Source organism: Pseudomonas sp. MF6394, assembly GCF_002018845.1.
In the GTDB taxonomy this organism is placed as follows: Bacteria; Pseudomonadota; Gammaproteobacteria; order Pseudomonadales; family Pseudomonadaceae; genus Aquipseudomonas; species Aquipseudomonas lactis.
In genome coordinates this window covers 1-21,392 of record NZ_MVOJ01000030.1, presented here as the reverse complement: position 1 = coordinate 21,392, position 21,392 = coordinate 1, and the positions used below count along the sequence as shown (strand labels likewise).

General features: G+C 61.8%; 23 protein-coding genes. 17 read left to right on the top strand and 6 right to left on the bottom strand.

The genetic code is table 11. The annotated features are described in order from the left end of the window. Nucleotides 1-3: 3 nt before the first annotated feature. A complete protein-coding gene (locus MF6394_RS25015) occupies nt 4-1,722 on the bottom strand; it encodes a C13 family peptidase (RefSeq protein ID WP_078467771.1) in 1,719 nt (572 codons plus the stop codon). Between the two features lie 196 nt (nt 1,723-1,918). Continuing rightward, nucleotides 1,919-2,374 (bottom strand): MaoC family dehydratase, encoded by a 456-nt coding sequence (locus tag MF6394_RS25010; RefSeq protein WP_003194496.1) that lies wholly within the window; start codon nt 2,372-2,374, stop codon nt 1,919-1,921. A gap of 182 nt (nt 2,375-2,556) precedes the next feature. On the opposite strand from MF6394_RS25010, the gene MF6394_RS25005 reads away from it, so the two are divergent. The 4 genes from MF6394_RS25005 to MF6394_RS24990 all read left to right on the top strand — a co-directional run bounded on the left by MF6394_RS25005 (nt 2,557) and on the right by MF6394_RS24990 (nt 4,552). After that, nucleotides 2,557-2,910, top strand: coding sequence for a CidA/LrgA family protein (locus MF6394_RS25005; protein ID WP_003194494.1), 354 nt, complete (start codon nt 2,557-2,559; stop codon nt 2,908-2,910). Continuing rightward, complete coding sequence (locus tag MF6394_RS25000; protein ID WP_032895141.1) at nt 2,907-3,623, top strand: LrgB family protein; 717 nt, start codon at nt 2,907-2,909, stop codon at nt 3,621-3,623. Before MF6394_RS25005 ends, MF6394_RS25000 begins: the two co-directional genes overlap by 4 nt. A gap of 22 nt (nt 3,624-3,645) precedes the next feature. Then, on the top strand, nt 3,646-4,236 hold the full coding sequence (locus MF6394_RS24995; protein WP_078467770.1) for an LON peptidase substrate-binding domain-containing protein: 591 nt from the start codon (nt 3,646-3,648) through the stop codon (nt 4,234-4,236). Nucleotides 4,237-4,336: 100 nt separating this feature from the next. Beyond that, on the top strand, nt 4,337-4,552 hold the full coding sequence (locus MF6394_RS24990; RefSeq protein WP_032895144.1) for a hypothetical protein: 216 nt from the start codon (nt 4,337-4,339) through the stop codon (nt 4,550-4,552). Here the strand turns inward: MF6394_RS24990 and MF6394_RS24985 are convergent. Beyond that, nucleotides 4,546-5,862 (bottom strand): bifunctional DedA family/phosphatase PAP2 family protein, encoded by a 1,317-nt coding sequence (locus MF6394_RS24985; protein ID WP_044268980.1) that lies wholly within the window; start codon nt 5,860-5,862, stop codon nt 4,546-4,548. The two genes, MF6394_RS24990 and MF6394_RS24985, sit on opposite strands and share 7 nt — an antisense overlap. 161 nt (nt 5,863-6,023) lie before the next feature. Further along, nucleotides 6,024-6,707, bottom strand: coding sequence for a DNA-3-methyladenine glycosylase (locus MF6394_RS24980; protein ID WP_047711861.1), 684 nt, complete (start codon nt 6,705-6,707; stop codon nt 6,024-6,026). Between the two features lie 175 nt (nt 6,708-6,882). Here MF6394_RS24980 and MF6394_RS24975 point away from each other — a divergent pair, with 175 nt between their 5' ends. From MF6394_RS24975 to MF6394_RS24915, 13 genes are all read left to right on the top strand, one after another. Next, nucleotides 6,883-8,148 (top strand): glutamate-5-semialdehyde dehydrogenase, encoded by a 1,266-nt coding sequence (locus MF6394_RS24975; protein WP_078467769.1) that lies wholly within the window; start codon nt 6,883-6,885, stop codon nt 8,146-8,148. Beyond that, the gene (gene nadD, locus MF6394_RS24970) at nt 8,148-8,792 is read left to right on the top strand and encodes a nicotinate-nucleotide adenylyltransferase (RefSeq protein WP_003194480.1); all 645 of its coding nucleotides are present in this window, start codon (nt 8,148-8,150) and stop codon (nt 8,790-8,792) included. The genes MF6394_RS24975 and nadD overlap by 1 nt, the downstream gene beginning before the upstream one ends. Before the next feature lie 66 nt (nt 8,793-8,858). Next, nucleotides 8,859-9,353: a ribosome silencing factor gene (gene rsfS, locus MF6394_RS24965; protein ID WP_003176298.1), complete on the top strand. Its 495-nt coding sequence runs from the start codon at nt 8,859-8,861 to the stop codon at nt 9,351-9,353. A 9-nt stretch (nt 9,354-9,362) separates the two neighbouring features. Beyond that, a complete protein-coding gene (rlmH, locus tag MF6394_RS24960) occupies nt 9,363-9,830 on the top strand; it encodes a 23S rRNA (pseudouridine(1915)-N(3))-methyltransferase RlmH (protein WP_003176297.1) in 468 nt (155 codons plus the stop codon). A 15-nt stretch (nt 9,831-9,845) separates the two neighbouring features. Then, nucleotides 9,846-11,744, top strand: coding sequence for a penicillin-binding protein 2 (gene mrdA, locus MF6394_RS24955; RefSeq protein WP_003194477.1), 1,899 nt, complete (start codon nt 9,846-9,848; stop codon nt 11,742-11,744). A gap of 31 nt (nt 11,745-11,775) precedes the next feature. Continuing rightward, on the top strand, nt 11,776-12,879 hold the full coding sequence (gene rodA, locus MF6394_RS24950) for a rod shape-determining protein RodA (RefSeq protein WP_044268991.1): 1,104 nt from the start codon (nt 11,776-11,778) through the stop codon (nt 12,877-12,879). 17 nt (nt 12,880-12,896) lie between these two features. Beyond that, nucleotides 12,897-13,907 carry a lytic murein transglycosylase B gene (mltB, locus tag MF6394_RS24945; RefSeq protein ID WP_047711860.1) on the top strand — a complete coding sequence of 337 codons (1,011 nt, stop codon included), beginning with the start codon at nt 12,897-12,899 and terminating at the stop codon, nt 13,905-13,907. Then, nucleotides 13,907-14,911, top strand: coding sequence for a septal ring lytic transglycosylase RlpA family protein (locus MF6394_RS24940; protein WP_014720084.1), 1,005 nt, complete (start codon nt 13,907-13,909; stop codon nt 14,909-14,911). Before mltB ends, MF6394_RS24940 begins: the two co-directional genes overlap by 1 nt. A gap of 183 nt (nt 14,912-15,094) precedes the next feature. After that, on the top strand, nt 15,095-16,252 hold the full coding sequence (locus tag MF6394_RS24935; protein WP_003194468.1) for a D-alanyl-D-alanine carboxypeptidase family protein: 1,158 nt from the start codon (nt 15,095-15,097) through the stop codon (nt 16,250-16,252). Nucleotides 16,253-16,337: 85 nt separating this feature from the next. After that, entirely contained in the window at nt 16,338-16,613 is a 276-nt protein-coding gene (locus MF6394_RS24930) for a DUF493 domain-containing protein (RefSeq protein ID WP_003194466.1), read from the top strand. Beyond that, a complete protein-coding gene (gene lipB / locus MF6394_RS24925) occupies nt 16,613-17,260 on the top strand; it encodes a lipoyl(octanoyl) transferase LipB (protein WP_032895159.1) in 648 nt (215 codons plus the stop codon). The genes MF6394_RS24930 and lipB overlap by 1 nt, the downstream gene beginning before the upstream one ends. A gap of 25 nt (nt 17,261-17,285) precedes the next feature. Continuing rightward, complete coding sequence (gene lipA / locus MF6394_RS24920; protein WP_161794304.1) at nt 17,286-18,287, top strand: lipoyl synthase; 1,002 nt, start codon at nt 17,286-17,288, stop codon at nt 18,285-18,287. A gap of 157 nt (nt 18,288-18,444) precedes the next feature. Then, nucleotides 18,445-19,374: a S66 peptidase family protein gene (locus tag MF6394_RS24915; RefSeq protein ID WP_047711859.1), complete on the top strand. Its 930-nt coding sequence runs from the start codon at nt 18,445-18,447 to the stop codon at nt 19,372-19,374. A gap of 102 nt (nt 19,375-19,476) precedes the next feature. Here MF6394_RS24915 and MF6394_RS24910 read toward each other — a convergent pair whose 3' ends face one another. Further along, on the bottom strand, nt 19,477-20,802 hold the full coding sequence (locus tag MF6394_RS24910; RefSeq protein ID WP_032895161.1) for a lytic murein transglycosylase: 1,326 nt from the start codon (nt 20,800-20,802) through the stop codon (nt 19,477-19,479). 61 nt (nt 20,803-20,863) lie between these two features. Next, on the bottom strand, nt 20,864-21,028 hold the full coding sequence (gene arfA, locus MF6394_RS24905; RefSeq protein ID WP_003176285.1) for an alternative ribosome rescue factor ArfA: 165 nt from the start codon (nt 21,026-21,028) through the stop codon (nt 20,864-20,866). Nucleotides 21,029-21,392: the final 364 nt, after the last annotated feature.

Genomic DNA, 21,392 nt, shown 5'->3' with positions numbered 1-21,392 from the left:
AGCTTAGTTGCCTTTGGCTTCCTTGCTATTCATTGAGACGCTTTCGAGCGCCTTTCGTGCCTGCTGTTTACGTAATAATTGCCAATGGGCGATCACGCCTTTAGGTGCCCAGATCTGCGGTTCGGAGGCTTCGAAATTGTCCGCCTGTTCGCGTTCGGCCACGTGCAGTTGTGCCAGTTTGAAGGCGTGTTGCAAATCATCCGTTTGGTTGAAAGCTTGTGCGAAAAGGGCATCACCGAAGTAGGTGAAGTCTGCTTCTTCCGAGCAGCCGAACGACACGCGGTCCGCGCGGGAGGCGGTCATGATCAGGGTGCGCTCATCTTTGAGCGCCGGTATGAAGCCGCCGGAGTAACAGGCGGAGATCACGATGACCTTGTCACGGTTTTTCAGTGGTGCGAGCACGGCCGCTAGTTCATCGGCGGGCAGGTCGGCCAGTTCCATGCGCGGTTGGTCGAGCACCAGTTCATGCTCATGGGTGCCATGGCTGGTCATATAAATGAACACCAGGTCTTCCGGCCCGGTGCGTTCGGCCAGGGTTTGCACCGAGCGGCGCAGGCTTTCGCGGGTGGCCAGAGGGCGGTCGGCGATGTGGTCGCGGTGGTTGACCAGGCGCACCTGCCCGCGCGCGCCGAAGCGGGTGGCGAGCAGGTTGCTGACGTAATCGGCTTCGCGCAGGAACACGCTTTGTTTGCCGTCACCGGCCAGCACCAGGGTGTACAGCTCCACGGCTGGGGTGGACGCGGGCACGGCTGCCAGGGCGTCATCGAGCAAGCGGCCTTGGGCCAGTATGCCGGTCTCCAGTGGGTCGGGCAGCAGCTTGCCCTCGGCGTCGCGTACGCGCAGGCCATTGACCCAGGTGCCGGACTGCACGGTGCCGTCGGTGAGTACCAGGGTGCCACGGCCTTGATAGTTGTCGCTGTCGAAGCCTCCGATATAGAAACTGCCATCGGTGAGGTTCAGACGCCCTTCACCGGTAAAGCGCCAGTCACTGAACTGGCCGACGTAGTGGCTGCCATCGACCCCGATCAATTCGCCTTTGCCGGTCAGCGCGCCTTCCTTGAACTGGCCGATCCACACATCGCCGTCGGCGTTCTCATAGCGGCCTTTGCCGTTGAGCTGGTTCTGCTTGAATTGGCCGACATAGATATCGCCCTCGGCGCTATTAAAGGTGCCATTGCCTTCCAGTTGGCCATCGACAAAGCGGCCGCTGAACTGGTTGCCGCTGTCGTCATTGCGTTGGCCTTCGCCATTGGGCTTGCCGTGGGCGAACTGGCCCTGGTACTGGCTGCCGTCGGCCAGTTCCAGGCGGCCGAGGCCTGAGTACTGGTCGTCCTGGAATTCGCCGCGATAAGTCATCTGCCCCTCTTTGAGGGTGCCTTCGCCGTTGCGTCGACCGTTCTTGAAGCCGCCCACGTAGCTGCTGCCCGAGGTGGTCAGGCTGCCCTGGCCGTCAAACAGGCCCTGCTTGAATTCGCCTTTATAGACTTCGCCATTGCTGCCGTGCCATTCGCCCTGGCCGTGCCACTGGCCTTTGTCGAATTGGCCGGCGTACCAGCTGCCATTGGGATAGTCCACACGGCCTTGGCCTTGCAGCAAACCGTTGACCACATCGCCACGGTAGCGGCCGCCATCGGGCAGGCGCGCATCGGGCGGCAACAGCGATTCGCCGTCTCCGCAAGCGGTGAGCAACAGGGCAAGGGCAAGGGGAGCGAGTGGGCGCATAGCGGGATCCGGATAATTGAGCGCCGAGTATGCCGTAGCCGGGGTGCCGAACCTAGTGGTCTATGCGCAGGATCCATCACCTGTAGGAGCGGGCTTGCCCGCGAAAAACTCACAGGCGCCGCATTTATTCAGCCAGCACGCGTTATCGATGACGACCTTCGCGAGCAAGCTCGCTCCTACAGTGGGGGTGTGGTGGTTATACGAAGCACAGTGACAGCGACTCGGCGATGTAAGCCGGCTTCTCCTGGCCTTCGATTTCCAGGGTGGCCGTGGCCTTGAACAGCCATTGGCCCGGCTTCTTCTCGGTGACGTCTGTGAGGGTGACGTTCAGGCGCACCTTGGAATTCACTTTCACCGGCTGGATAAAGCGCACGCTGTCCAGGCCGTAGTTGACGGCCATCTTCAAGCCTTCGGGCATGATCAGGATGTCTTCCATCAGCTTGGGCATCAGCGACAGCGACAGGAACCCGTGGGCGATGGTGCTGCCGAACGGGGTTTGCGCGGCCTTGACCGGGTCGACGTGGATGAACTGATGATCGCCGGTGGCTTCTGCGAACAGGTTGATACGCGCCTGGTCGATGGTGAGCCATTCGGAACGTCCCAGTTCCTTGCCGACGTAATCTTTGAGCTGCGCTACGGGTACATAGGGCATTGCGTCTCTCCTTGGTTCATCATTTTTGCCCATCGGTAACGGGCGTTTTTATCGGTTACAGAGAACCAATGTAGATCATCATGGGCAATCAGCCCGGTCAACCCAAGATGCTTTTGGCGAATGCCGGTGCATAGGGCGGGCATGCTTATAATGCGCGCGAGCGTTGAGGGGGAGAGAGCGGGATGCTGTTACGTGGCCTGACCTGGCTGGTGCTGTTTCAATTGATCGGCACCGCGATCAATCATTTGTTGGTGCCGGTGCTGCCGGGGCCGATCATCGGCTTGCTGCTGATGCTGGGCTTTCTGGTCTGGCGCGGTGAAGTCGGCGAGCCCCTGAGCCTGGCGGCCGGCAGCCTGTTGCGTTACCTGCCACTGCTGCTGGTGCCGCCGGCCGTGGGGGTGATGGTGTACGCCAAGGACATCGTGGCGGATTTCTGGGCCATCGTCGGGGCGTTGGTGTTGTCGCTGGTGATCGCCATGGGCTTTGTCGGTGTGCTGATGCAGCAGATGGTCAAGCGCAAGGAGAAGGACCAATGATCCTCGACTGGCAAGGCGCCTGGACGGCGGTCATTCATCACCCGCTGTTCGGTATCGGTATCACCCTGGGCGCCTATCAACTGGTGCTGGCGGGGTTCGAGAAAACCCGCTGGATCTTCCTGCAGCCGGTGCTGGTGTCGATGCTACTGGTGATCGGCGTGCTGCTCACCTGCGGCCTGAGCTACGCCGAATACCGCAAGAGCACCGAGATCATGGGCATCCTGCTGGGGCCTGCGACCGTGGCCCTGGCGGTGCCGCTTTATCTGAACCTGCGACGGATTCGCCAATTGTTCTGGCCGATTTTTACTACGCTGGTGGTAGGCGGGGTATTGGCCACCGGCCTTTGTGTGGCGTTGGGGTGGTGGTTTGGTGCCGAACACAGAGTGCTGATGACCATGGCGCCCAAGTCGGTGACCTCGCCGATTGCCATGCTGGTGGCCGAGCAGATCGGCGGCGTGGCGGCCTTGGCAGCGGTGTTCGTGTTGATCACTGGGGTGGTCGGCGCGATGATCGGCCCAGCGCTCTTGACGCGCCTGGGTGTACGCAGCCCCGAAGCGCGCGGCATGGCTTTGGGCATGACCGCCCACGCCGTCGGTACTTCGGTGGCCCTGCAGGAAAGCGAAGAATGCGGCGCCTTCGCGGCGCTGGCCATGAGTTTGATGGGCGTGGCCACGGCGGTGTTCCTGCCGTTGGCGGTGTCGGTCATTGTTTAAATCAGGTTTTAAGGAAGCCGTTATGAGTCTGGCGCTATTCCCCCTCAACACTGTGCTGTTCCCAGGCTGCACCCTCGACTTGCAGATATTCGAGGCGCGCTACCTGGACATGATCGGCCGTTGCATGAAAAAGGGCGAAGGCTTTGGTGTGGTGTGCATCCTGGATGGCTCAGAGGTGGGCATGGCCCCTGACGGTTATGCGCTTGTCGGCTGTGAAGCGCTGATTCGTGACTTCAAACAGCAGGACAACGGCCTGCTGGGCATTCGCGTCGAAGGGGGGCGTCGTTTCCGCGTGCATGAGACCGACGTACAGAAAGACCAATTGCTGGTGGCCGACGTGCAATGGCTGCAAGAGTTGCCGGACCCGCCACTGGGCGAAGAAGACGCCGACTTACTGGCGTTGCTTGAGGCCCTGGCCGAGCACCCGATGGTGGCTTCGCTGGACATGGGCGGTGACGTCGAAGGCCAGCAAGCCCTGAGCAACCGGTTGGCCTATCTGTTGCCGTTTACCGAGGCCGACAAGATCGACTTGCTGCAACTGGACGACCCACAGCAACGCTTGGATGCGATCCAGATGTTGCTCGATGAACTGCAGGGCGAACTGTTCACCTGAGGTTCGGATTTGCCTGACAGAGCTTTCAGACTTTGCTCGGTCGTCTCCACTGCGTCGCCTGCACTATTTTCCGATCACACAACAATGATCGGAGATAACCATGATTCGGCTGACACCCTCGGAACAAGTCGCGTGGGACGCTTATTTCGTCAGCGTGACCACGCAATTACTCCAGCAGCAAGCCTCGCGGGGCGCGGAGTACATCGCCGAGCGCGCCGCCGAAGTGGCCGATGAGATGCTGCTGGAGCGCCGCGAACGTTGCGTTGAACGGCGCAGCGCCTCCGTGGACTGGATCGGCCCGGCCAAGGGTCAGTAGGCGTACCTGAGCAGGGCGTGGGGCGTGCCGGTAAAGGCGATAAAACCGAGCACGGCTACCACGGCGGGCAGCACCAGCCACCAGGCTTTTTGCGACATGGCTGGCAATGGGCTGCGGTACTCGATTGCCGTCAGGCTGAACGCACACACGGTCATGGCCAGCAACGTGCCGGCCAGGATGTCTGTAGGCCAATGGGCGCCCAGGTAGACCCGCGACAAGGCAATGAATGCCGCCGGAATGCAGCCCAACAGCATCCAGGTCAGGCGCAGCCGCGTGGGTTGGCCGCGACCGGCCAATACCGCGAGCGCCAGGAAGAAGGCAAAGGCACCGGAGGCATGGCCGCTGGGCATGCTGAAGCTGGTCAGCGGGTCGGTGAGGATTTCCGGGCGGCCACGGGCAAAGAACAGCTTGGTGCCGGTGTTGATCACTGCCGCGCCGGCGAGGGTGGCGCCGACAAACACGGCGTGGCGCCATTGCCGCGCTAGCAGCAACAGGCCAGTGAACACCGCGCTGGCGAAAAACATCTTCTTGAACTCGCCCAGTTGGGTGACCCGCACCATCACTTCGTCCAGCCACGGGCTGCGATGTTCCTGCACCAGGGCGCTCAGGCCCTGGTCGAAGTCATTGAGATGGGGGTAGCCGATAAACAGTGCGATCAACAACACCAGGCTGGCGCAACCGATCCACAAGGTGGCGCGCCGATGCCCACGCCAACTGCTGTTCAAACTCAGCCCCAGCAGCACCGCCAGGCACGCCGCGATAATCGCCGCTTCCGGCCAGAAACCTTCCGGCAACGGCAGGCGGAACGCGGCGCCGGCGGCCCAGCCCGGCAGCAGATAGGCCACGGTCCAGCCCGCTGCGGCAATGATGCTCACGGCGGCGAAGCGCGGGAAGGGCATGTCGCACATACCCGCCACCATCGGCAGCATAGGGCGCAATGGTCCGATGAAACGCCCGACCAACAGGCTGGCAATCCCGTACTTGTGGAAGTAGGTTTCTGCGCCGTTCATCCATTCAGGATGCTGGCGCAGGCCGGGCAGGCGCCGGATGTTCTGATGGAAGTGGCGGCCCAGGTAATAGGAAACGCCGTCGCCCAACAAGCCGCCGAGGAAGCCCAGCAGCAGGGTTTCACTCAGCGACAGCGCACCGCTGCCAGCCAGCGCGGCGATTGCAAACAGCAATACCGTGCCTGGCACGATCAACCCGGCAATCGCCAGACACTCCACGCACGCGACAATAAACACCGCCGCTGCCAGCCATTGTGGGTTGAGGGTCAACCAGCCGGTAATGCTATCGAGCCATTGGCCCATACAATCCACTCCATGCATACATATTCAAAAACACTGACGATTCAATTGTAGGAGCGGGCTTGCTCGCGAATGCGGTGTGTCAGACACAGATTCCTGCACTGACACGCCGCATTCGCGAGCAAGCCCGCTCCCACATTGGATCCGCTGCGCTGCGGATATCATCAAATCAAAAAATAATCCCGGCCTTCGACCTGCCCCCGACGCAGCGGGTTCCGCGTGCAATAAGGCGCATAGCCAGCATCGACGAAACGGTACATCAAGTGCTCATCGCGCCCACTGGGGATGCCCAGGCGCGTGGTCTGGATAATCTGCGTGGGCACTTGGCCCACGTCTTCGACATACAGCAGTTCCTGGTCGAAGCGCTTGGCGTCCCACATCGGCACTTTCAGGCCCAGTGCCTTGCACAGCAGCGTCTGGCCCGCACACAGCTTTTGCGAGGGGCGTGGGCTGCCATCGGGGTTGGGGTTGTTCAACAGCATCTGCGCCAGGCTCGCCGCGCCGGAAATGTCATCGACCCAGGGATAGGCCGATTTGATCAACACGGCATTGCCCGGGCCATGGGCGCTGAAGTTCAGCGAATCACCGCCACGGGCGTAGTACATGTAGATATGCCCACCATCCAGAAACAAAGCCTTACGCTTTTCTGTGTAGCCGAGTGAGGCGTGGCTGCCTTTTTCGGCCACGTAATAGGCTTCGGTTTCAATAATTCGCGCCGAAAGCCAGAGATCGCCCACGCGATGGCGAATGACTTTTCCGAGTAGTTCGCGGGCAAGCAGTTGCGCGTCGCGGTCGAAGAAGCTATCGGGCAGGGGGCTGGCGGGGAGCTGGGGCAAAAAATCGGGCATGGCGGTCAAGGGTTGATACGGCTAAATGTGACCGAATCATAACAACTCTCAGCTTAATTACGCCTGAACCTGGGGTTTTTACAGTTCATTTCGACCATCCGCCCCTCACCGCTGTCAGTCGGGCGGCGTCACAGCTATAATCTGCCGCTTTCCTCTTTGCCAAGACTCCCTGACCATGACTGAGTCCGTTCTTGACTACATGACCCGCCTGGGTCGCGCTGCCCGGCAGGCCTCGCGGTTGATCGCCCGTGCGAGCACTGCGCAGAAGAACCGTGCGCTGCTGGCGGCTGCCGATGCTCTGGATGCTTCGCGCTCCGAGCTGACCGCCGCCAACGAGCTGGACCTGGCCAATGGGCGCGCCAATGGCCTGGAGCCAGCCTTGCTGGACCGCCTGGCGCTGACCCCGGCGCGTATCGACGACATGATCGAAGGCCTGCGTCAGGTGGCCAAGCTGCCTGATCCCATCGGTGAAATTCGCGACATGCGTTACCTGCCGTCCGGTATCCAGGTGGGCAAGATGCGCGTGCCCCTGGGCGTGATCGGCATCATCTATGAGTCGCGCCCGAACGTGACCATCGACGCCGCGAGCCTGTGCCTCAAGTCGGGCAACGCCACCATCCTGCGTGGCGGTTCCGAGGCGATCAACTCCAACCGCGCCATCGCCGCCTGCATCCAGCAGGGCCTGGCCGTGGCCGAGTTGCCGGCTGAAGTGGTGCAAGTGGTGGAAACCACCGACCGCGCCGCCGTGGGTGCCTTGATCACCATGCCGGAATTCGTCGACGTGATCGTACCGCGAGGTGGCAAGAGCCTGATCGAGCGCGTCAGCCGCGATGCCAAGGTGCCAGTTATCAAGCACCTGGACGGCGTCTGCCATGTGTTCATCGACATTGCCGCCGACCTCGACAAGGCGATCCGCATTGCCGACAACGCCAAGACCCACCGCTATGCGCCGTGCAACACCATGGAAACCCTGCTGGTGCACGCCGGCATTGCCGAGCGCGTGCTGCCGTCGCTGGCTGCCATCTACCGTGACAAGTCGGTAGAGCTGCGCGGTTGCGAGCGCACCCGGGCGTTGCTGGGCGCGGACGTCATCGAGGCGACCGAGCAGGACTGGTACACCGAGTACACGGCCCCGATCCTGTCGATCCGCATCGTCGACGACCTGGACCAGGCCATCGAACACATCAATACCTATGGCTCCAAGCACACCGACGCCATCGTTTCCGAGCATTTCAGCGATGCCCGGCGTTTCCTCAACGAAGTGGATTCCGCTTCGGTGATGGTCAACGCCTCGACGCGTTTTGCCGACGGCTTCGAGTACGGCTTGGGGGCGGAGATCGGTATTTCCACCGACAAGCTCCACGCACGCGGCCCGGTGGGCCTCGAAGGGCTGACCAGTGAGAAGTACGTGGTGTTTGGCGACGGTCATGTGCGCACTTGATGACTAAACGCATCGGGCTGCTCGGCGGTACTTTCGACCCCGTGCACATCGGCCATTTGCGCAGTGCCCTGGAAGTTGCGGATGCCCTTGCGCTGGATGAGCTGCGCCTGCTGCCCAATTTCCGGCCGCCCCATCGCGACACGCCGCAGGTGGCCGCCGAGCAACGCCTGGAAATGGTGCGTGTTGCCGTAGAAGGTATATCGCCGCTGGTGGTGGACGATCGCGAACTCAAGCGCGATAAACCGTCCTACACTATCGACACCCTGGAGCTGATGCGCGCCGAATTGGCCGCAGATGACCCACTGTTTCTGCTTTTGGGCTGGGACGCATTTTGCGGCCTGCCCTCTTGGCACCGCTGGGAGGAACTCCTCCAGCATTGCCACATCCTGGTTTTGCAACGCCCGGATGCCGACAGCGAACCGCCGGATGCCTTGCGCAACCTGCTGGCCGCGCGGTCGGTAAGTGACCCCTTGGCCCTGACCGGGCCGAACGGGAATATTGCATTCGTCTGGCAGACCCCGCTTGCGGTGTCCGCCACCCAGATCCGTCAACTGCTGGCCAGCGGGAAGTCGGTACGTTTCCTGGTGCCTGACGCGGTCCTGGCCTACATCGATGCGCACGGGCTTTACCGTGCGTCGAACTAAAAAGGCGCGCTTGAACGCACGAACCGTGCAGCAAGCGCCCGAACATACGAGCAAAACGAGTTTTATATGACGAACAAAGACGTAAGCAAAGTTAAGCGCAAAGGCACCTTCAAAAGCGCACCGCTGCCGGTTGAAGCCCATGTTGGCCCGGAACTGGCTGGCGAAGAGCTGGTGAAAGTCGCCGTGGCTGCCCTGGAAGACGTTAAAGCCCAGGACATCCAGGTGCTGGACGTGCGCGACAAGCAGAGCATCACCGACTTCATGATCATCGCCACCGGTACCTCCAACCGCCAGATCGGCGCGATGCTGGACAAGGTTCGTGAAGCCGTCAAAGCCCAGGGCGTCAAGCCACTGGGTGAAGAAGGCAAGGGCGACAGCGACTGGGTGTTGCTGGACATGGACGATGTGATCGTTCACATGATGACCTCCAACGCTCGCCAGTTCTACGACCTGGAGCGTCTGTGGAAAGGCGCCGAGCAGAGCCGTGCTGCCGATGGCAAGCACCACAGCCCGGAAGTGGGCCACGCGCACTTCGACAAGCTCAACAAAGACCAGGAATAAGGAACGGCTGTGCGCCTGCGTCTGATCGCTGTCGGTTCACGCATGCCCAAGTGGGTGGAAGAAGGCTGGCACGAATATGCCAAGCGTCTGCCCGCTGAGCTGTCGCTTGAGCTGGTGGAAATACCGCTCAATACCCGGGGCAAGAACGCCGACGTGGCGCGCTTTATCCGTCAGGAAGGCGAAGCCATGCTGGCCAAGGTCGGCCCCAATGAGCGCATCGTCACCCTTGAAGTGCACGGCAAGCCCTGGAGCACCGAGCAACTGGCGGTGGAACTGGATCGCTGGCGCCTGGATTCGCGCACGGTCAATTTCATGGTCGGCGGCCCCGAAGGGCTGGCGCCGGAAGTCTGTGCGCGAGCCGATCAGCGCTGGTCGCTGTCGGCGCTGACGTTGCCGCACCCGTTGGTAAGGATTCTGATCGGTGAACAGCTGTATCGCGCCTGGACAGTTCTGTCCGGGCACCCTTACCACAAATAGTCTGCGCCGCCCCCGATGACCCAGCCGATCCGCATCAAGGACCACGAGAAAGACGCACGTCTGGTACGCGCGCGGGTGGTGTTCGGTGCTGTTTTGGTGGTGGTGCTGATGTGCGTGCTGATTGCGCGGCTGTATTTCCTCCAGGTGATCCAGTACGACTATCACTCCACGCTGTCGGAAAATAACCGGGTGCATGTGCAACCGATTCCGCCGACCCGTGGGCTGATCTTCGACCGCAATGGCGTAGTGGTTGCCGATAACCGGCCCAGCTTCAGCCTGAGCATGACCCGCGAACGTTCCGGCGACTGGAAGCAGGTGCTTGATGTCATCGTCGAGGTGCTGCAACTGACGCCGGAAGACCGGGTGGTTTTCGAGAAACGCATGCGGCAGGGGCGCCGGCCGTTCGAGCCGGTGCCGATTCTGTTCGAGCTGACCGAAGAGCAGATCGCCCGCATTGCGGTGAACCAGTTCCGCCTGCCAGGTGTGGAAGTGGTGGCGCAGTTGGTGCGGCATTACCCGCAAGGGCCGCACTTTGCCCACTCCGTTGGCTACATGGGGCGGATCAACGAGAAAGAGCTGAAAACCCTCGACCCGATCAACTACAGCGGCACCCACCATATTGGCAAAACCGGCATCGAGCGCTTCTACGAGGCCGAGTTGCATGGCCAGGTAGGTAACGAGGAAGTCGAGACCAATGCGCGTGGCCGCGTATTGCGGGTACTCAAGCGCACCGACCCGGTGCCGGGCAAGGACATTGTCCTGAGCCTGGACATCAAGTTGCAGGAAGCTGCCGAGATGGCCCTGGGCGGTCGGCGGGGTGCCGTAGTGGCGCTGGACCCGAAGACCGGCGAAGTGCTGGCGATGGTCAGCCAGCCCAGCTTCGACCCCAACCCGTTTGTGACCGGCATCAGCTTCAAGGCCTACGCCGAGCTGCGTGATTCCATCGACCGGCCACTGTTCAACCGCGTCTTGCGCGGCCTGTACCCACCGGGCTCGACCATCAAGCCGGCGGTGGCGATTGCCGGCCTGGATGCTGGTGTGGTCACCGCTTCAAGCCGGGTGTACGACCCTGGCTATTACATGCTGCCCAACTATGACCACAAATACCGTAACTGGAACCGCTCCGGTGACGGCTATGTCGACCTGGATACCGCGATCATGCGCTCCAACGACACCTATTTTTACGACCTGGCCCACAAGCTGGGGATTGATCGGCTGTCTGCCTACATGGGTAAGTTCGGCCTCGGTCAGAAAGTCTCCCTGGACATGTTCGAAGAATCCCCCGGCTTGATGCCGTCGCGGGAGTGGAAGCGTGCGACCCGCCGCCAGGCATGGTTCCCCGGCGAAACCCTGATCCTCGGTATCGGCCAGGGCTATATGCAGGCCACACCGCTGCAACTGGCCCAGGCCACGGCGCTGGTGGCGAACAAAGGCGTGTGGAACCGACCGCACCTGGCCAGGACCATCGAAGGCGAAAAGCCGGTGGACGACAATCCGATTCCGGACATCGTGCTGCGTGACCCGTCCGACTGGGCCAAGGTCAACCACGGCATGCAGCAGGTGATGCACGGTGCTCGCGGCACCGCACGCAAGGCGGCAATCGGCGCGCAGTACCGCATTGCCGGCAAGAGTGGTACGGCCCAGGTGGTCGCGATCAAACAGGGCGAAAAGTATGACCGTTCCAAGGTGCAGGAACGCCACCGCGACCACGCCTTGTTTGTCGGCTTTGCCCCGGCGGAAGACCCGAAAATCGTGGTGGCCGTGATGGTCGAGAACGGCGAGTCCGGCTCCGGCGTCGCGGCCCCTGTGGTACGCCAGGTGATGGATGCCTGGCTGCTGGCCGACGATGGCCGGCTCAAGCCCGAGTATGGCGGCCCCCCTTCAAGCCCCGAGGTTACGGCCCGTGAAGAGTAATTTTGACCGCATCCTCTCCAGCGAAGATGTGATGCGTCGCCGTGCGACGTTGCTGCAACGCATGCACATTGATGGCCCCTTGCTGATCCTGCTGCTGACCCTGGCGGCCGGCAGCCTGTTTGTGCTGTATTCGGCCAGCGGCAAGAACTGGGACTTGCTGATCAAGCAGGCGTCCTCGTTTGGCCTGGGCCTGCTGTCGATGGTGGTGATCGCCCAACTGGAGCCGCGCTTCATGGCGCGCTGGGTGCCCTTGGGCTATGTCGCCGGCGTGTTGCTGCTGGTGGTGGTGGACGTCATGGGCCACAACGCCATGGGCGCCACACGCTGGATCAACATCCCCGGGGTGATTCGCTTCCAGCCGTCGGAATTCATGAAGATCCTGATGCCGGCCACCATTGCCTGGTACCTGTCCAAGCGCACCTTGCCGCCGCAGCTCAAGCATGTGGCCATCAGCCTGATCCTGATCGGCGTGCCCTTCGTGCTGATCGTGCGCCAGCCGGATCTGGGCACCTCGTTGCTGATCCTCGCCGGTGGCGCGTTCGTATTGTTCATGGGCGGATTGCGCTGGCGCTGGATCCTCAGCGTGCTGGCCGCCGCCGTGCCCGTGGCCGTGGCCATGTGGTTCTTCTTTATGCACGACTACCAGAAGCAACGGATCCTTACGTTTCTCGACCCGGAGAGCGACCCGTTGGGCACCGGCTGGAACATCATCCAGTCCAAGGCGGCCATTGGTTCCGGCGGGGTATTTGGCAAGGGCTGGTTGCTGGGCACCCAGTCCCACCTGGACTTCTTGCCCGAGAGCCATACTGACTTCATCATCGCGGTGATGGGCGAAGAGTTCGGCCTGGTGGGCATTTGCGCGTTGTTGCTGATCTATCTGCTGTTGATTGGTCGCGGCCTGGTGATCACGGCCCAGGCGCAGACGCTGTTCGGCAAATTGCTCGCCGGCAGCCTGACCATGACGTTTTTTGTTTACGTTTTCGTCAACATCGGTATGGTCAGTGGCCTGCTGCCGGTGGTTGGGGTGCCGTTGCCATTCATTAGCTACGGCGGAACTTCGCTGGTGACATTGCTGTCAGCGTTTGGGGTTTTGATGTCGATTCATACGCATCGCAAGTGGATCGCACAGGTTTGAATAAGGTGAAGATGTCAATGCAAGTAATGCGCGGCTGGGCGACTCGGCATGCGACCTGGATGGGCCTGATTGGGCTGCTGGGGGCAACGCAAGAGGCGCAGGCCGGTGACTACGATGGCTCTCCCCAGGTCGCCGAATTTGTCGGTGAGCTGACCCGCGACTACGGTTTTGCCGGTGAGCAACTGATGGGCGTGTTCCGCGAAGCCCAGAAAAAGCAGGCGATCCTCGACGCCATCTCTCGCCCCGCCGAACGCGTAAAGCAGTGGAAGGACTATCGCCCGATGTTCCTCACTGATGCGCGCATCGCCCGCGGCGTGGACTTCTGGCGCCAGCACGAGGCAGTCCTGGCCCGCGCCGAGCAAGAGTACGGCGTGCCGGCCCAGGTGATCGTCTCGATCATCGGCATCGAAACCTTTTACGGGCGCAACACCGGCAGCTATCGGGTGATCGACGCCTTGTCGACCCTGGGCTTCGATTACCCGCCCCGCGCCGAGTTCTTCCGCAAGGAACTGCGCGAATTCCTGTTGCTGGCCCGCGAAGAGCAGGTCGACCCGCTGAGCCTCAAGGGCTCCTACGCCGGGGCGATGGGCTTGCCGCAGTTCATGCCCAGCAGCTTTCGCGCCTATGCGGTGGATTTCGACGGTGACGGGCACATCAATATCTGGAGCAACCCCGACGATGCCATCGGCAGCGTGGCCAGCTACTTCAAGCGCCACGGTTGGGTTGGCGGCGAGCCGGTGGTTATCCGCGCCGATGTCACGGGCGAGCGCGCCGACGAGGGCCTGACCCAAGGTATCGAACCGGTCAAGACCGTTGGGGAGTTGCGAGCGCTGGGCTGGTCGAGTCAGAATGCGCCACGCGATGACATGCCGGTGACGGCATTCCGCCTGGAAGGCGCAAATGGCCCTGAATACTGGATGGGCCTGAAGAATTTCTACGCAATCACGCGTTATAACCGCAGTGTGATGTACGCCATGGCCGTGCATCAGCTGTCAGATGAGCTGGTTCAAGCACGGGGCAACAAGTAATGCGGGTATCGCCGTTCAAAAAACCGCTCAAGCTGGTGGCGTTCGCCGCGTTGTCCTTGTTGGTAGCCAGTTGTTCCACCACCCCTAACCGTGCGCCGGCCAAGAAAGCGGGCGGTGCGGTGGTCCGCGCCCAGCCGGGCCTGGACATCAACCGCGCGCACAAGGACGGCGCGCCGTGGTGGGATGTGGATGTATCGAAAATCCCGGACGCCACGCCCACCCTGCACACCGGCCCGTACAAGGCCAACCCTTATACCGTGCTGGGCAAGAATTACTTCCCGCTGCAGGAATCCAAGACCTACGTGCAATCGGGCACCGCGTCCTGGTACGGCACCAAGTTCCATGGCCAGAACACCGCCAACGGCGAAGTGTATGACCTGTATGGCATGAGCGCGGCCCACAAGACCCTGCCGCTGCCCAGCTATGTGCGCGTGACCAACCTGGACAACAACCGTACCGTGATCCTGCGGGTCAATGACCGCGGGCCGTTCTATTCGGACCGCATCATTGACTTGTCCTACGCGGCCGCCAAGAAACTCGGTTATGCCGAAACCGGCACCGCACGGGTCAAGGTCGAAGGCATCGACCCGGCGCAGTACTGGGCCCAGCGTGGCAAACCCGCGCCGTTGATGCTCAACGAACCGGCTACCCCGCAACCGCAAGTGACGGCCTCGACCGGCAAGATCGAGCAGTGGACGCCGCCGCCGGCGCAACATGCTCCGGATACTGTCGTCGTGCCGCACGCGGCACCGGGCGCCTCGATGGCGGGCGGGCAATACCTGCAGGTCGGCGCTTTCGCCAACCCGGATGCGGCAGAACTGTTAAGGTCCAAGCTCAGCGGCATGGTCAGCGCGCCGGTCTTCATCAGCTCCATCGTGCGTAACCAGCAAACCTTGCACCGTGTACGCATGGGCCCGATCGGCTCGCCAAGCGAAGTGGCGCAAGTGCAGAACAGCGTGCGCCTGGCCAACCTGGGGCAACCCAGCGTGGTCACCGCAGAATAAGCAGTAACGGTTTGATGGCTCAGGCGCGCCTGCGCGCTTGAACCCTGGTTGTTGGCTCGTTGAACAATAAAAACCCAGGGGCAAGGGGTGAGCGGGCAACCGAACACGTGACAGTCTGGAAGCGGGCTGTCTGAATAGTTTTGCCCGCGAGGGCAAGTTTCCATAAGCAATTTCGAGAGACGGATGAACATCACCACCTTAGCCAAACGTACGTGCCTGCTTATCTCGCTGATCATCACCCCAGCCGCCTGGGCGGTTGAGATGGTGCCGGCCTCCCCGCAACTGGCCGCCAAGTCCTGGGTACTCATGGATGCCGCCAGTGGCAACGTGCTGGTCGAAAACGGCGGTGACGTGCGCCTGCCGCCTGCCAGCCTGACCAAGCTGATGACCGCCTACATCGCGACCCTGGAAATCCGTCGCGGCCAGATCGGCGAAAACGACCCGGTAACCGTCAGCGAAAACGCCTGGCGTACCGGTGGTTCGCGGATGTTCATCAAGGTGGGTTCGCAAGTCACCGTGAGCGACCTGCTGCACGGCATCATCATCCAGTCCGGTAACGACGCCAGCGTCGCCCTGGCCGAGCACATCGCCGGCAGCGAAGACGCCTTCGCCGACATGATGAACAAAACCGCCGGCGAGCTGGGCATGACCAACAGCCACTTCATGAACCCGACTGGCCTGCCAAACCCAGAGCACTATTCGTCGGCTCACGACATGGCGATCCTGGCACGCGCGATCATCCGCGTTGACCCGGTGCACTACGCGATCTACTCCCAGAAGGAGTTCTTCTGGAACAACATCAAGCAGCCTAACCGCAACCTGTTGCTGTGGCGCGACAAGACCGTCGATGGCCTGAAAACCGGCCACACCGACGAAGCCGGCTACTGCATGGTGTCGTCCGCCGTACGTGATGGCCAGCGCCTGATCGCCGTGGTATTCGGCACCAACAGCGAGCAGGCCCGTGCGGCCGAGACGCAAAAACTGCTGACTTACGGCTTCCGCTTCTTCGAAACCCAGACCTTCTACCAGAAGGGTGCTGAGCTGGCGACCGCGCCGGTGTGGAAGGGCGCGACTTCGCAAGTCAAGGCCGGCCTGGCCGACGACCTGACCCTGACCATGCCTAAAGGCCAGCTCAAAAAGCTCGCCGCCAGCATGACCCTGAACCCGCAATTGGTTGCGCCAATCGCCAAGGGTGATGTGATCGGTAAGGTTGAAGTCAAGCTGGACGACAAGGTGGTGCACAGCGCCGACCTGATCGCACTGGACGCTGTCGAGGAAGGTGGTATCTTCCGCCGCGTATGGGATAGCATCCGTCTATTCTTCTACGGCTTGTTCAACTGATTGTGTGCACCTGCAAAGCCCCGCGTTGATCCAACGCGGGGCTTTGCCCGTCGCCACGGCTTAGCGCTTACGAGGCTGTTCTGCCATGACCGATAAAGAAGTAAAAGCGCCAAAAATCGAATTCCCTGTGACGGATTATCCTATCAAGGTAATCAGCGACACCGGTGTGGGCCGCAAAGACACGATTCTTGAGATCGTGCGTAAACATGCGACGATCAACGATAACCGGGTGGATGAGCGCTCCAGCACCACCGGTAAGTACACGACTATCCAGTTGCACATCGTTGCGACCGGTCAAGACCAGCTCTACGACATCAACAGCGAACTGCGGGCCACCGGCTTCGTGCACATGGTGCTGTGATGTCGCAAACCCTGGGCTTTCGCGAGCTCGGCCGGATGGCCTATGAGCCGGTCTGGCATGCCATGCAGCGCTTTACCAATGAGCGCGGCACCTCGGCCCCGGATGAAATCTGGCTGGTGGAACACCCGCCGGTCTTCACCCAGGGCCAGGCCGGCAAGGCCGAGCACTTGCTGCTGCCGGGTGATATTCCGGTGGTGCAGGTCGACCGAGGTGGCCAAGTGACTTACCATGGTCCCGGTCAACTGGTGGCTTACCTGCTGCTGGACGTGCGCAAGCTGGGGTTTGGCGTGCGCGACCTGGTCAGCCGCATGGAGACGTGCTTGATCGAGCTGTTGGCCAGTTACGGCGTGACCGCCGTGGCCAAGCCCGATGCACCGGGTGTGTACGTGGATGGCGCGAAAATCGCCTCCCTGGGGCTGCGCATTCGCCACGGTTGTTCCTTTCATGGCCTGGCCTTGAATGTGGACATGGACCTGGCACCGTTCCGGCGCATCAACCCGTGCGGTTATGCCGGGCTTGCAATGACCCAGTTGAGTGACCATGCAACATCCATTGAATTTGCCGAGGTAAGTGCCCGGCTGCGCGCGCAGCTCGTCAAACACCTCGACTATGCAGAGCAGACGACCCTGACGGGCGGAATCGATTGATATGACTACTGATGTTGTGCAAACCATGATCCCGACGCTGGACATCACTGAGCGTCCAGCCCCGGCCCCGCGTGCCAAGGTGGAAGCCGGCGTCAAGCTGCGCGGCGCCGAGAAGGTTGCACGCATCCCGGTCAAGATCATCCCGACCACCGAGCTGCCGAAAAAACCCGACTGGATTCGCGTGCGCATCCCGGTTTCGCCGGAAGTCGACCGTATCAAGTCGCTGCTGCGCAAACACAAGTTGCACAGCGTATGCGAAGAAGCGTCCTGCCCGAACCTGGGCGAGTGCTTCTCTGGCGGCACTGCCACCTTCATGATCATGGGTGACATCTGCACCCGTCGCTGCCCGTTCTGCGACGTCGGCCACGGCCGTCCGAAGCCGTTGGACGTCAACGAGCCAGAAAGCCTGGCCATCGCCATCGCCGACCTCAAACTCAAGTACGTGGTGATCACCTCGGTGGACCGCGACGACCTGCGTGACGGCGGTGCCCAGCACTTTGCCGACTGCATCCGCGAGATCCGCAAGCTGTCGCCCAACGTGATGCTCGAAACCCTGGTGCCGGACTACCGTGGCCGTATGGACGTCGCCCTGGAAATCACCGCCGCCGAGCCGCCGGATGTCTTCAACCACAACCTGGAAACCGTGCCGCGCCTGTACAAGGCTGCGCGCCCGGGTTCGGACTACCAGTGGTCGCTGACCCTGCTGCAGAAATTCAAGCAGATGATGCCGCACATTCCGACCAAGTCTGGCTTGATGCTGGGCCTGGGTGAGACCGACGAAGAAGTCATCGAAGTCATGAAGCGCATGCGCGAACACGACATCGACATGCTGACCCTGGGCCAGTACCTGCAACCCTCCCGCAGCCACTTGCCGGTGCAGCGCTTCGTGCACCCGGACACCTTCGCCTGGTTCGCCGAGGAAGGCTACAAGATGGGCTTCAAGAACGTGGCCTCGGGCCCGTTGGTGCGGTCTTCGTACCACGCCGATGAGCAGGCCAAGCTGGTCAAGGCGAGCCTGGTTTCGTAAGCCGCCCCCAGCATCAATGTGAAATGCGGGCTTGTGTGGGAGCGGGCTTGCTCGCGAAGGCGCCGTGTCAGTCACCTGATCCATTGACTGACACGGCGCCTTCGCGAGCAAGCCCGCTCCCACATTGGGTTCTGCATTACAGATAGGGAGAACATGGATGACCGCTCTACCGAGTGCCGCCGTACCTGCACTGCGCCCCGAAGGCACCCTCGGCCTGATCGCCCCCGCCGGCCCTGCCGAGTTGGATGTTGAAAAAGCCAGGCAATGGATGCGTGCCCGTGGCTACGACCTGCATATTTTCCCTGGTGTGCACGAACGCGACGGCTACCTGGCCGGTAGCGATGAAGTGCGCCTGCGCGATTTGCATGCGGCCTTCGCCAACCCCGACATCGATGCCATCCTTTGCCTGCGTGGCGGCTATGGCACGCCCCGTTTGCTGGATGCCGTGGACTTCGACCTGCTGCGTGCCAACCCCAAGCCGTTTGTGGGCTACAGCGATATCACCGCCTTGCACCTGGCGATCAACCGCTACGCGGGCTTTGTGACATTCCACGGCCCGATGCTCAATGCCGACCTGCTCGGCGGCAAACAGCCGCCCACCGAGTCCTCGTTGTTCAGCCTGCTGCGTGGCCAACGGGGCGCCGGCAGTGTGCTGCCGCACCCGATGGCCTACCCGCTGACCACCATCGAGCCGGGTGTGGCCTGTGGGCGCTTGCTGGGCGGTAACTTGTCGATGATCGCCGCCGTCATGGGCACGCCGTACGAACTAGACGCCGATGGCATCATCCTGTTTATCGAAGACGTCAACGAACCGCTTTATCGCATCGACCGATTGCTGACTCACCTGCGGTTGGCGGGCAAGCTGGCTCAGGTTGCCGGTGTGCTTGTAGGGGATGTGGCCGGTGTGGATAACCTGGCGCTGGCGCGTCTGTTGAAGCAGACCTTTGCGCCGCTGTGCATTCCAGTGCTGGCGGGCTGGCGCAGTGGGCATTGCGACCCGAACCTGACATTGCCGATGGGTGCCTTGGTGCGCCTGGATGCGGGGGAGCAGCGGGTGGTGCTGGAGCAGGATGTAGTCTTTAAATAATGGGCGCCTGTTGGGCCCCTTTCGCGAGCAAGCCCGCTCCCACATTTTGAAATGCATTCCAAGTGTGGGAGCTGGCTTGCCTGCGATGGCGGTGGTCGCGGTTTACTGACCCTGCAACGACTCCAGCAACTTCACTGTCGGATACCCATCCGCCGGCCAGCCCAGCGCCTGCTGTGCAGCCCGAATCGCCTTGCGCGTGTTGGCGCCAATGATCCCGTCGGCATTACCCGCGTCATAGCCTTTGGCGCTGAGCGCCGTCTGCAGGTCTATGCGTTGCGAACGGCTCAGCGGCAGCTCATCCTTTGGCCAACTGCCCCGAATCACACCGCCACCGCCAAACCGCTCCGACAGCAGGCCAACCGCCAGTGCGTAGGACGACGAATTGTTGTACTTGAGGATCGCGCGGAAGTTATCCAGCACCAGGAATGCCGGGCCACGGTAGCCGGCCGGCAGCAGCAGGGCGGCGGACAGCTGGTCGACATTCGCCGGCAGGCTCACGCCAGGCGGCAGTTGGATGCCCAGTTGCAGCCATTGCGCCACGGTCTTGCGCACGCCACCATCGGCCAGGCTGTAGTCGAAGCCCGACGGCAGCGGCTGCACTTCAACACCCCACGGCTGGCCTTTTTGCCAGCCGGAGCTTTGCAGGTAGTGCGCGGTGGAGGCGAGGGCATCGCCCGGGCTGTTCCAGATATCGCGGCGACCGTCACCGTCGAAGTCCACGGCGTGGGTGTTGTAGGTGGTCGGGATGAACTGGGTCTGGCCCATCGCCCCAGCCCAGGAACCTTTCATCTGGTCAGCCTGGATATCGCCATGCTGGATGATCTGCAGCGCCGCCAGCAGTTGCGCTTGTGCAAAGGCCGGGCGACGGCCTTCGTAAGCCAGGGTGGCCAGGGAACGGATTACCGAGTTATTGCCCTGGAACTGGCCAAAGTTGCTTTCCATGCCCCACACCGAGACCAGTGCCTGGCGGTCAACGCCATAGCGCTCTTCGATGCGCTGCAGGATATCGGCGTACTTGACCAGCAACGCCTGGCCATTGCGCACGCGCAGCGGCGACAGGGCGCCCTCGATGTATTCCCACACCGGGCGGGAAAACTCTGGCTGGCTGCGGTCGGCACGAATCACCGCCATATCGGGGGTGACGCCGGCAAAGGCGTTATCGAACACCGCGGGCGTAATCCCGGCTTGCAGGGCTTGTGCACGGAAGCCAGCCTGCCACTCGGCAAAGGTCTGGGTGGGTTGGATATCGAGATTGTCCACTGCCAATGGGGCAACCACGGCAGGCGCAATAGCCGGGGCGGTCTGGAGCTTGGGCAGGGGTTGAGCGTCCGCAGCCGTGGGCTTTTCGGCGCAGGCGACGAGCAGAATGAGGCTGGAGGCAGCGATCAATTGGCGTAGGTGCCAACGACGGGAAAGACTAGAGGGCATGCACAGGTCCAGGGATTACCAATCAGGTACAGACCTTATCATGCCAGAGGGGCGCTTGCCTTCAGGCAGCCAGAAAGTAAGAAGCCTCCCAGCTATTAGACTGGAAGGCTTCGCGGCGGTAGCTGCCTTTGCCTTTGCCGGCGCGTTCCTGGCGGCTGCGGAACAAGGGCTGGGCGATGATGGATTTGGCCTTGTTGGGGCCATGCTTGGATGGCTTTTTGCTCATGGTGGGTTCTCTCGCTTGGGGTGGAATGTGGCGGTGCAAATCATCTGCCGAAGTGGGCTGGCTGTAAAGCCCGGCGATAGGTGGGAAATGTCGCAAATAAGGGGTGGGCAGAGTCCATGTGGGGGCTTGCTCCCGCGACGGCCTGACAGCCGGCGCCTATCTCCCTGGCGCCCCAGGATCCCAATGTGGGAGCTGGCTTGCCTGCGAAGGCGGCCTGGCAGTCAACACAGTTGGATGGTGTACATATCCATTGCTGCGGTAACGGCTACTTAGGGTTCCGCCCTGACGGCGGCTCACTTTTGAAAAGCGCAAAAGTAAGCAAAACGCTCTTGCCCCACCACTCGGCACCTCGCTTAGGCTCGGT